The sequence below is a fragment of the Agrobacterium sp. 22-226-1 genome (assembly GCF_053522345.1).
The window spans coordinates 1-10,866 of the sequence record NZ_JBNWCP010000034.1 but is presented as its reverse complement, the minus strand read 5'-3'; the positions used below and the strand labels follow the sequence as shown (position 1 = coordinate 10,866).

General features: G+C 56.5%; 10 protein-coding genes and 1 pseudogene. 5 read left to right on the top strand and 6 right to left on the bottom strand.

Translation table 11 applies throughout. The features are described from left to right. Window positions 1–84: 84 nt before the first annotated feature. A pseudogene (locus ACQZ5K_RS26660) lies at window positions 85–555 on the bottom strand (DJ-1/PfpI family protein); the annotation flags it as partial. A gap of 88 nt (window positions 556–643) precedes the next feature. Here ACQZ5K_RS26660 and ACQZ5K_RS26655 point away from each other — a divergent pair. After that, the gene (locus ACQZ5K_RS26655) at window positions 644–1,597 is read left to right on the top strand and encodes a GlxA family transcriptional regulator (protein WP_448742033.1); all 954 of its coding nucleotides are present in this window, start codon (window positions 644–646) and stop codon (window positions 1,595–1,597) included. A gap of 84 nt (window positions 1,598–1,681) precedes the next feature. On the opposite strand, the gene ACQZ5K_RS26650 is transcribed toward ACQZ5K_RS26655, so the two are convergent. Beyond that, complete coding sequence (locus tag ACQZ5K_RS26650) at window positions 1,682–2,317, bottom strand: hypothetical protein (protein WP_448742031.1); 636 nt, start codon at window positions 2,315–2,317, stop codon at window positions 1,682–1,684. Between the two features lie 347 nt (window positions 2,318–2,664). On the opposite strand from ACQZ5K_RS26650, the gene ACQZ5K_RS26645 reads away from it, so the two are divergent. Beyond that, window positions 2,665–3,054, top strand: coding sequence for an antitoxin Xre-like helix-turn-helix domain-containing protein (locus tag ACQZ5K_RS26645; protein ID WP_448742030.1), 390 nt, complete (start codon window positions 2,665–2,667; stop codon window positions 3,052–3,054). Continuing rightward, a complete protein-coding gene (locus ACQZ5K_RS26640; RefSeq protein WP_448742029.1) occupies window positions 3,051–3,746 on the top strand; it encodes an RES family NAD+ phosphorylase in 696 nt (231 codons plus the stop codon). Before ACQZ5K_RS26645 ends, ACQZ5K_RS26640 begins: the two co-directional genes overlap by 4 nt. 54 nt (window positions 3,747–3,800) lie before the next feature. Here the strand turns inward: ACQZ5K_RS26640 and ACQZ5K_RS26635 are convergent, their stop codons facing one another. From ACQZ5K_RS26635 to ACQZ5K_RS26625, 3 genes are all read right to left on the bottom strand, one after another. Continuing rightward, the gene (locus tag ACQZ5K_RS26635) at window positions 3,801–5,651 is read right to left on the bottom strand and encodes an ABC transporter ATP-binding protein (protein WP_448742028.1); all 1,851 of its coding nucleotides are present in this window, start codon (window positions 5,649–5,651) and stop codon (window positions 3,801–3,803) included. 329 nt (window positions 5,652–5,980) lie between these two features. Beyond that, on the bottom strand, window positions 5,981–6,511 hold the full coding sequence (locus ACQZ5K_RS26630; protein ID WP_448742027.1) for a hypothetical protein: 531 nt from the start codon (window positions 6,509–6,511) through the stop codon (window positions 5,981–5,983). 2 nt (window positions 6,512–6,513) lie between these two features. Further along, complete coding sequence (locus ACQZ5K_RS26625) at window positions 6,514–7,392, bottom strand: hypothetical protein (protein ID WP_448742026.1); 879 nt, start codon at window positions 7,390–7,392, stop codon at window positions 6,514–6,516. A gap of 377 nt (window positions 7,393–7,769) precedes the next feature. On the opposite strand from ACQZ5K_RS26625, the gene ACQZ5K_RS26620 reads away from it, so the two are divergent. Further along, window positions 7,770–9,347: a Fic family protein gene (locus ACQZ5K_RS26620; protein WP_448742025.1), complete on the top strand. Its 1,578-nt coding sequence runs from the start codon at window positions 7,770–7,772 to the stop codon at window positions 9,345–9,347. Between the two features lie 104 nt (window positions 9,348–9,451). On the opposite strand, the gene ACQZ5K_RS26615 is transcribed toward ACQZ5K_RS26620, so the two are convergent. After that, window positions 9,452–10,045 (bottom strand): nitroreductase family protein, encoded by a 594-nt coding sequence (locus ACQZ5K_RS26615; RefSeq protein ID WP_448742032.1) that lies wholly within the window; start codon window positions 10,043–10,045, stop codon window positions 9,452–9,454. A gap of 407 nt (window positions 10,046–10,452) precedes the next feature. Between ACQZ5K_RS26615 and ACQZ5K_RS26610 the strand changes: the two genes are divergently transcribed. Next, a complete protein-coding gene (locus tag ACQZ5K_RS26610; RefSeq protein ID WP_448742024.1) occupies window positions 10,453–10,791 on the top strand; it encodes a LysR family transcriptional regulator in 339 nt (112 codons plus the stop codon). The last annotated feature ends 75 nt before the right edge of the window (window positions 10,792–10,866 follow it).

Below are 10,866 nucleotides of genomic sequence, written 5' to 3'. Positions count from 1 at the left end.
CTGCGACGCCTGGCGGAAACTCGAAAGCCAGCCATGGCGCATCATGTCCATCGGTCACCGCAAATGGGCCAATGAGTTCTGATCATTGAGCGATGGTATAACACCGCCTGCGGTAATCAGCGCGCCATCACGGACAACGCGCTCGTCCACCGCGATCGCCCCGAACCGCTGCAGAAAATCCATCGCGTTCCAGTGCGTAGCTGCCCGTTTGCCGGCAAGGAGTCCGGCCTGACCAAGCACCAGTGAACCCGTGCAGACCGAGGTGACAAAGCGCGCCGTTTTCGCCTGGGACCGCACAAAGTCCAGTGTCTCCGTGTCGGTCAAGAGGGGATTTACGCCACCGCCGCCAGGCACACAGATCACATCATAGGCTGGCGCCTCCTCGAAGGTCCTGTCGGGTGTCAACCACAATCCGGTCGAAGCACGTACCGGCTCGGTGGTCTTCCAGACGAGTTCGACCTGCGTATCGCGCGCGGAAGCGAATACCTCATAAGGGCCTGTGAGATCGAGCTGCTGAACACCCGGGAAGCACAGAATACCGAAGCGAAGGGTCATTGGTTTCTCCTGTCTTGACGCAGCCACCATCGCGGTAAATGCTATGGCACGAATGCCAATATTCCCTCGTTTCAGGCCAATCGTGATGTTGCATCAGATCGAAATCCTCGTTTTCCCAGATGCCCAGGTTCTCGATGCAACCGGCCCGGCCCAGGTGTTCGCATCTGCCAACAGGTTGTCCCGGGCAATGGCCAGCGGGCCGCATTACGAAATCGCCCTGGTCGCGGAAGAGACGCAGGTGACTTGCAACTCCGGCATAACGTTGCTTTGCCAGACCTTGCCAACGGGCAAACCTGCACCCGATACGGCCATCGTCGCTGGCGGCAGCGGCGTCAATGCCGCCTGCAACCGGCCGGCACTGATCGAATGGGTTCACGATCGCGCACCCCGTGTCCGGCGCATGGCCTCTGTTTGCAGCGGCGCATTCCTGCTGGCGGAGGCAGGCCTGCTGAATGGTCGCCGTGCCGTTACCCATTGGCGCCGGTGCGATGAGTTCACAAACCGATTTCCAAAGGTACGTCTTGAACGCGACCCGATCTTTCTGCGCGACGGTTCAGTGTGGACCTCGGCGGGTGTGACAGCAGGGATCGACCTCGCTCTGGCGATGGTAGAAGAAGATCACGGCCGCGCACTTGCTCTCGCCGTCGCACGCGAGCTTGTCGTTTTTCTCAAGCGCCCGGGAGGCCAGTCCCAGTTCAGTGTGCCACTCGGTCTTCAGACGGTCGACGACAAGTTCACGGAACTGCACGCCTGGATCGCTGCAAATCTTGCGCACCACATCACGTTGGAAACCCTCGCCGACCAATCCGGTATGAGCCGCCGCTCTTTTGTTCGCCATTACCGGCAACGTACAGGTCGCACACCGGCTGAGGCGGTCGAGATGATCCGCCTCGAAAGAGCGCAGGGACTGCTGGAGACCGGCACCTCTGTCGCAACGACTGCCCGAAAGTGCGGTTTCGGATCACCGGAAACGATGCGGCGGCTGTTCCTGCGCAGATTGGGAGTCGGACCGAAAGAATGGCAGGAAAGGTTTCGTGGCTGATTGCAGATGATCTTTGGTGCCCTAAATCCGTACACGCCTGTTCCCTGCTTTTGACGGAGGCAGTCATTGCGGCCAAAGCGGTGGCTATCTGACAGCTCCCCTGAGGTACAGATCCTCACCGCGTTTTTCTTCCGAGAAAACGAAATCATCTTTCCGCAAGAACCTGTCAAACCATTGCAACAGTTCATCCGCGGTTGCCGAATTGCGATAGGCGTTCAGCTGAACGGCCAGTGGTGCGTCGAACGAAATGTCAAAACCCGTCCCAAACTGTGTTTCGCCCGAAACATCCGCTTTGAATTTCCCGCCTCCGGCATGATGCATGGTTATGTCAGCGCGTTTGAAGAACTCGTCGCTGTATGTCGTGACAAGTCCAGGAGCTTCCCACCAGTCCTCATTGGTCAGGGCATTGCGAGTTCCCTCACCCCTGAATTCGACGTGGAACCCATCGAGAGAACGGTAGTCGCGGTTCTGGAAGCGTTTCAGCGGGATAGCTAGCCACTGTGTGTCGAGGAAGGGGTTCAGCCACTGGGCGAAATCATCCTCCGGGTCATTATGCGGATCGAAGAAAAACTTCGGGGAAGTCAGATTCAGATTCAGACCAATGGAATCGCCTGGCGTCTGGCCGGGGAAGGAACCGGATACCGCCCTGAGCACGATGCCTTCTTCCGCTATTGGTAGATCAAGCGAAAAACCCTGATAAACAATTCTAAAATGTCCCATATTTTCTCCGGTCTATCGAGCGTGCATACATACCGATGATGAAAGGCTGGAGGATGTCAGTCGTCTTTGCAAGGACCTCCTCCGAAAATGCGGAAAGCCCGAGACATACGGCCTGGTTGCAAATACTGGCCACAATGCAGCTCGCCACCCATTTCGGCGCGAGCATGCGCGCATTGCTCTCTGGTCCAGGACGCAATTATCGAAGCAAGAGCCAAGGCTCTTGCAGCGGGAGCCACTTCCCGATCAAATATCAGGCCATATGATCTTTACTTTACGATCAAATATCAGGCCATATGATCTTTACTTTACGATCATATGGCCTACATTGCGACTATCAGGAGGCCACTATGCAAATCGCCGTCAAGCCCCACAAACCCTCGGAACTCAATGCCGTCGCACTCAAGGCCTATGCCAAGGTCGCCGATGCATGGTCGCTGAGCCTCAGGGAAGCAGCCAGCCTCGCCGACATGTCGGAGAGCACATGGAAGCGCGCGCGCAAACCGGGGTTTACCGGCGAATTAACGAAGGACCAGTTGCTGCGCCTCAGTGCCGTGATCGGGATCTACAAGTCGCTCGAACTCTACTTCTCTGAGCAACTCTCCAGAAGCTGGTTCACACGCCCGAACACGGGCCCTCTCTTCAGCGGCGCGCGGCCGGTCGATACCGCCATCGACGGCGGCCTCCCGCAAATTCTGGCGATCCGAACCTATCTCGACGCGCTGCGGGGCGGCGCATGAGGAAAACCGAACTGTCGGTTCGAGGACTGGTCCGCCTGCTGCCCGCAACCTACCACAAGCCGCCGGCGCTTCGCGGTCTGGTCGACAGCGATGAGGAACTGGAGGTTCTGGCCGAGATCGAGGGGTTGACCAGCGCCCGGTTGCTCGCCGAGCGCGGCCGCAATCCGCATCTCGATCCGCGAGAGCTCGCCTGGCGGCGGCGCAACCGTGATCTCAGGATCTACGGCGACACGCACGTCAATGCGGCCTTCACCTATACGCGGACAGGCGGCAACCGCTTCAACTCCGAAGATCGCGGCGCCTGGTATTGCGCCTGGGACGTGATGGTATCGGTCGCGGAGGTCGCATGGCACAGAACCCGCGAACTCCGTTTCACCGGCTTGTTCCATGACAGCGCCCGTTATGTCGAACTGATCTCCGACTTCATCGGAGAATTCGACGACCTGACCGATGAGCCCGAACACGCCGCGCTCAACCCGGACCCGGAGGTTGGCTATCTCGAGGGACAGGAACTGGCCGCCCGGTTGCGAAGAGATGGAAGCCGCGGCCTCATCTATCCCTCCGTCCGTGCGCCCGTCGGAAACTGCCTGGTTTGTTTCGATCCGGGGGCTGTCCAGAACGTCCGGCCCGGCGCGTCCTGGGATCTGAGCTGGCAAGGCACGCCGGACTATTCGATCGTCGCCATCTCGTAGCAGCGACGAAGCACAGGTTTCCGCGAGATGGTCGACTGCCTGTTATAACGTCACCTACTCATCCTCAGGAATGAAGCCGCCAATCTGGCGTTTCCAGAGCCGTGCAAACAGCCCGTCCCGCTCGACCAGTTCGTCCGGTCGCCCCTCTTCGACAATCCGGCCGTGATCCAGCACAATGATCCGGTCCATTCGTGCAATGGTCGACAGACGATGCGCGATGGCGATCACCGTCTTGCCCTCCATCACCAGATTGAGCTTTTCCTGAATGGCGGCCTCGGACTCGCTATCAAGGGCTGAGGTGGCTTCATCGAGGATCAGGATCGGTGCGTCTTTCAACAACACGCGCGCAATGGCGACCCGCTGGCGCTGCCCGCCGGAAAGCTTGATGCCGCGGTCTCCAACGAAGGCCTGATACCCTTTTCGCCCCTCACTATCGGCGAGATCCGCGATGAAGCCATCCGCTTTCGCCACTTTCGCCACCCGCTCCACCTCCTCCTGCGTCGCCTCTGCCCGCCCGTAGCGGATATTGTCGCCTACCGACCGGTGCAGCAGGGCCACGTCCTGGGCAATCACCCCGATATTGCGGCGCAGGCTCATCTGCGAGACCTCGCGAATATCCTGACTGTCGACGCGAATGGCGCCCTCCTGAATGTCGTAGAAACGCAGGAGCAGATTGACCAGAGTCGTTTTTCCCGCACCTGACAACCCCACAAGTCCGACTTTCTCCCCGGCGCGCACGGTCAGCGACAGATCATCAATCACCGGCCTGCCAGACTTGTAGGCAAAGCGGATATGGTCGAAATCGATATCCCCACGCGCGACATTCAGCTCCGCCGCACCGGCCCTGTCGGTGATGGTCGGCGGCGTCGTCATGACAGGCATCGCATCCTTGATCGTACCGATCGCCTGGAATATCTGCTGGCCCATCTGCAGGAAGGTGAATGTGTGCCCGGACAACCGCTGCAGGATATAGACGGCGCCGACGAATTCTCCGACCGTGATAAAGCCGTTCACCAGACCGGAAAACCCCACCGACAGAATTGCCAGCCACAACGCCATGTTGAGCGCAACCACGGCCAGCTCGGACGCACGGTAGACACGCTGCTCCTTGTGTTGTGTCTGCACCGCCTTCATCAGGATGCGACGGATTGTACCAGCCTCGTTGTCCTCGGCGGCAAATTGCTTGATCATCTGCATGTTGCTGTAGAGATCGGTGATCGCGCCCGAAACAAGGCTCTTTTGTTTCGCCGAGCGCCGCGACCGCTCCGTGAAAACGGGGGCAAGCTTGACGGCGAGAACCACATTCAGCACGATCCAGATGAACACCGGCAGCGCCAGCTGCCAGGACAAGGCGGCAAGAAGCGCAAGAGAACCTATCATTTGCAACAGGAAACGCGGTCCGGTCTGAAACGCGTTGATGATCTGCTGCTGAACGGCCGACGAGACCTGCGAAAGACGCGAAGCGACCTGCCCCGCATAAAGCTCATGAAAAAATGCCAGATCCTGCTGCTCCACGGCCTTGTGGCCCTGCCACTGGATGGCCGCCGGCATCGCGATGCCAAGCGTGTGCGAGGTGAGTGTGTTGAGAAGAAACGACGCTATCGGCATCGCCGGGAAAATCAACAGCCCAAGCACGGTCAGCAGTGGCCACTCATTTCGCAGAAAAGCCTCTGCCCCCTGCGCCGTCACGCCATCGACGATCACGGACAATCCCCAGATGATCGACAGGTTAATGGCCTCCACCGCCATGGACGACAGGGCAAGCGCGATGAGGACGCCGCGAAACATCGCAATGAAATGCAGCAGCACCGCGACGGGGCCTTTCGACGGCAGCGGCCGGAAGGGAATGTCGAGCGGCCGTATCAGCGTCTCGAAAGGACGGAAAATCGTATCTGAAATCGACATGGGCCTCTCGGATCGCAGTTTGGCATCGACGGGGAGGAATCAGCTACGCGTCCGGCATGGAACCATGCATGGCGTTCAATCTCAATTAGCGGCTGTGTTTTTTGGGATAGGAGCTCGTGGTTTGAGCTCGGTGGAATAGCTGTCGGCCCAGTGAAAAAACTTGGTACAGCCGCGTTTCGTGACAACGCGCGGACCGATGTCACGCTGGCAAATGCATCCGATGCCCGACAGTCCGTTGGACCATGAGACACACCTCCGCCGATCCCTGCTCTTGAAGGGATCTGAACCAGCGACCGGATACTTGAAAATCCAACAGATTGAATTTGATATCAGACTGCCGCCATAAGCCGTCCAAAGGCTTTGATCACAGCCGCCGCGACGTTTAATGCATCGATTTTGGATTTTGCCGAATTGTATGCTGCTTTGAGATCTTTCTTTGAGCCTTTGAACGCTGCGGTCAGGGGTTGGTAGGCCGCCGCTGACTGGTCGAGATCATCTTGCACAATTCGTGCTAGCTCCAGCATTACGACATCCATCAACCTCGAATATCGCGACTCATTCGTGCGTCGATATTGTGCCGCTGTCGTCTCGGCTGCCGCCCCCAGCCCGTTCACCGCGCGTGAATAGCTGTAGTTTGCTTTCACTTGGGAATTCGATGTGATGCTGGTATCGGCACTTGGTGCGATTTTGTCTGCCCCGAGGACGTCGTCAAGCGATGGCACATCAAGATTGGCAATGCCACCGGGCAACAGGAGGGCCAGAACCCTAGCCTGCCGGTCGGCGAACACGATATCGCCATTCGTGTAGGCGTTCGCATCCAGCCTGCTTTCGATTTCGGCAATCAGGTCTTTCAACTCCACGGTTAGCCCCCCCTCGCCGTTTTGACGGCCTTCAGAACATCGGTAATGTCATTTGCCAGAGCCACAAATTTAGCAAGGACGTTCGCGGAATCGGCCTGCCCTGTCGCCAGCGCATGGTGGGCTTCGGCAAGCCCTTCTAGAATGTCTTTGTAGTTTGCAATGACCGCTTGTTCGGCCTTGATCGTGTCGAGATCGGAGCGTGCCGTCATATACTCCTTGTAGAGTTCCAGCCGCGTCACGCGCTTGTCGCCACGGACTGCTTTTAGGGCTTCCTGACGTTTGATCTCGTAGTTCAAGACCTGCACTGATACGAGGACCCGAACGCCCTCCATCTGTTGAATAACGCGCGAGGTCAAAGCTTGTACATCCGGATCGCGCGCTACAATGACCGCCTGTATCTCTGCAGCATATTGGTTACCGAGCGCAAAGCCGAAAAGTCGGGCAGGAACCTTGAGTACCGGTCCAACGACAGGAGCCGCAACAGAAGATGCGGCCACAACCGAAGAGGCTGCGGCCTCGCCCAGATTGACCGACGCCTGCTCCAGCTGATCAATCACCCCCTGATCGGCGGCCAGCGACAGTGCACGAGAGTATTCCTCCAACGCGTCTAGGGCAGCGATCTGTTCGGGGGCCTGGACGATTGCCCCGGCATCGATATCGTTCGTTTCAAGCTGGAATCGACGGCCTCTGATAAACGCTTCGGCGTCCCTTTCCTGACTGGTCCGCACCGCAATCATCCTGTTTGCCTTCAAGGCGTTTTTCATGACGGAGGAGGAAGCAGTTGCGGCATCTCCGAAGGCCTTCACCTTCTCTGCTTTTGGCAACGTCGAGCAGCCCGCCACTGACGCAGCAATTGCGATCACAAATATCATTGATCTCATCGTAATCGTTCCCCATCCCCACTGGAAAACTATTTCAAGACGTTCAGATAAGTCAATCATAAGTCGCAATACATTCACAATTCTACCGCTCGCTGGAAGGGAATTTTCGATAGCCGGTCGCGCAGTTTAATTGATGCCAATCACCACCAGCTCACTTTTGCATCTTAATGCCGGCTGCTTGGCTTGACAGGAAAGGCAGCCAAGCACTCTCAATCTGAACGTGATGAATCGCGACATCAAATACGTGTTATGACACATCGGCAAAAACGTTTATTGAATCATCACCATGAACGTGTATTTGCTCACATTAAACACGCGTATACAAACAACATCAAAAACGTGCAATTATACAGAAATTGCCTTATGAGGACGGCATTGTGAGTTCGCGCAAGAACAACGAGGTCGTGAGAACCAAAATGGCTACACCAAATGAAAAATTGGCTGACGCCCTGCAAGCCCTCAAAACATTGCAGGATGGCGGGCGTCGAATCTTCAAGTCCGACGAGTTCAGCCGACTACACCGAGAGCGCCTTACACGGAGCGGATTTCTCCAAGAAGTCATCCGCGGCTGGCAAATGTCAACGGGACCCCAGTCCCAAGACGGCGACACAACCCTTTGGTACGCTTCATTCTGGGAGTTCTGCTCCCTCTACTGCAACGACCGCTTTGGACGGGAATGGCATCTGTCACCGGAACAATCGATGCTACTCCACGCAGAAGCAACTGCGATTCCGGCCCAGGTGATTGTCAACAGTCCAAAGGCAACGGGCAACAATTTATCACTGCTTTTTGGCACATCCATTTACGATCTCAAGACCAGGCAAATGCCACCACGCGACGATCTCGTCGAGAAAAACGGATTAAGGTTCTATACTGCGGACGCCGCTCTGGTGAAAGTTGCTGAAGCGTTTTTCCAAAGATCACCTATCGAAGCCCAGATCGTGCTGAAATCCATGCGCGATGTGTCGGGTGTCCTCGGTCGATTACTCGACGGAGGGCATTCGGCCGTGGCAGGCCGTCTGGCCGGGGCATTTCGGCGCATAGGAAAAGGCGAGTTCGCCGACGATATCTTGAAAACGATGAAAGGCGCGATGTACGACGTTAGAGAGACAGACCCGTTCGATCAAAACCACCAAGTCTCCACCTTAGCTGTCGGTGGATCTCCCATTGTGGCGCGTCTTAATGCTATATGGGAAAGCCAGCGTCAGGCGGTCCTCGATGTTTTTCCTGCTGCCCCCGGGCTTCCCTCGGACACCACCGAATTTATGAAATCGGTCGAGGACATATACAAAAACGACGCATACCACTCGCTTTCGATCGAAGGGTACAGCGTTACTCCGGAACTCATTGATCGCGTGCGCGCTGGTACGTGGGATCCGGACGTAGATCAGCAGGATAGAAAAAACCGCGACGCCTTGGCAGCACGCGGTTACTGGCAGGCGTTTCAAAGCGTGAAGGAATCTGTTGCGGAGATTCTTCGCGGTGCACCGGCGGGAGTCGTTGTCCGAAAGCAACATAGGGATTGGTACCGCGAGCTGTTCGGCCCCTCGGTCGCAGCAGGTATTCTGAAACCCAGCGCCCTCGCGGGCTATCGAAACCACCCCGTATATCTCCGCGGATCATGGCATGTACCACCGCGGTCCGAAGCAGTTCCGGATGGGATGGAGACCCTGTTCGATCTACTGGAGAAGGAAAGCGAGGCAGCGGTTAGGGCAGTCCTTGGCCACTGGTTGATAGGCTATGTTCATCCCTATCCCGACGGCAATGGACGGATGGCGCGCTTCCTGATGAACGCCATGTTCGCCTCGGGCGGGTTTCCATGGGCAGTGGTTAGGGTTGAGGATCGGTCAACTTATTTGGCCGGCCTTGAACAGGCGAGCGTCCACATGAACGTCAAACCGTTCGCGGAATTCATCGCGGAGCGCGCCTCTTGGTCGATGAGCAAGGCACTCTAAAGTCATCGATACTCTTGAAAGGATGTGAACCTTGGGCCTACGCTTCAATTCTCCTAACTCAATGAATACACTGAATAAAGAGGCACAGGTTCTTTCCCGCAGGTCTAGCGAAAGAAGCTTCGAAAGCGGTCACCATCGGAGATGATTGTCTTTGCGGGAAAAGGTGCCTCGTTGGAGCCGAACGGCATCTGCGCGCGTAACCTCCATGTCTCCGGTATGTCCCAATGCCTTTTGATCTTTGCGTCAACCAGCGGGTTATAATGCTGGAGACTGGCTCCAATACCCGCGCCAGCAAGCGCGATCCAGACCGAAAGTTGCGCCATCCCGGAGGCTTGCTCGGACCAATCTGGAAAGTGATCAGCGTACAAAGGCCACTGATCTTGTAATATCCTGACCACATTTCGGTCCTCGAAGAAAAGAACTGCGCCTGCTCCAGCAGCGAAGCTATCGATTTTTCTGAAGAAGTGCATCTTCGCGTCTCCTTCAACGATATGACTCAACTCCGATTTTACGATGTTCCAGAGTTTCTGATTTTCATCGCGGTGCAGGATCACAACGCGCGAACTTTGCGAATTAAAGGCTGAAGGTGACAGGCGAACCGCCTCGCGAATAAGTGCATCAATCTCTTCGTCAGAGAACGCGATGTTTTTGCCCAGAAAATACTGCGTCCGACGTTTTGCAAGAAGTTGCACCGTCATACTGCAGCTATCGGGATTTTGCGTTGGGAGGTCCAATTTTCTCTCCTGGCTTTTCTATCAATTCAATCATGCGATCTCAATCGTTGGAGAAATAGGCTGCCAAAGCGAAACCCATTGTTGCGGAAAAAAGAACGATGCCAGCACCCTATGCAGCGTTATGCGATCCGGCGGGGTGAGGTCGATGCGGCAACGCTCCACTGAGCCGCTGCACCCATACTGCTCGGTTTCCAGGGCGACGGCGGACAGCGATTTCTACCGACCACGGAACTTGCTCGGTTCGTTTGTTCAGCTCGACCTGTAGGGCGCGCTGTAGGACGTCAGTGTGAGCGCCGGACGAATTGGAAGACTTGACAATATCGCGCACCCAGTGTTGCAGTAGCCGCGTTTACTGGAGCTCGGAGTTGCTAATGGCGGAACCTGAGTCTGTCGAGATCCTGGACTTGATCTCCTTCATTCGGGTGGTCGAGACTGGTAGTATCGCTGGTGCGGCTAGTCGTTTGGGGATCGCTAAATCGATCGTCAGTCGCCGCGTCAGTCGTTTGGAGAATTTTCTAGGCGCAACGCTCCTCACACGTTCCCAAAAGGGAACAACCCTCACAGACGTCGGCCGCGAGTATCACGTACGAGCAGCATCTGGGTTGGCCGAACTGGAATCAGCGCAGGAGATGGTTGTAAGGTCGACGACCGAAGCATCTGGTCAGGTTAGAGTTTCGGTTCCCGTCGTGTTGATTTCCACTGAGAACTGACCCGGTATTTCCACCGAGATTTGACCCGCCTTTTAGATATGTTTCGGGTCTGGTGTAGAGGTCAAGTTCCTGTTT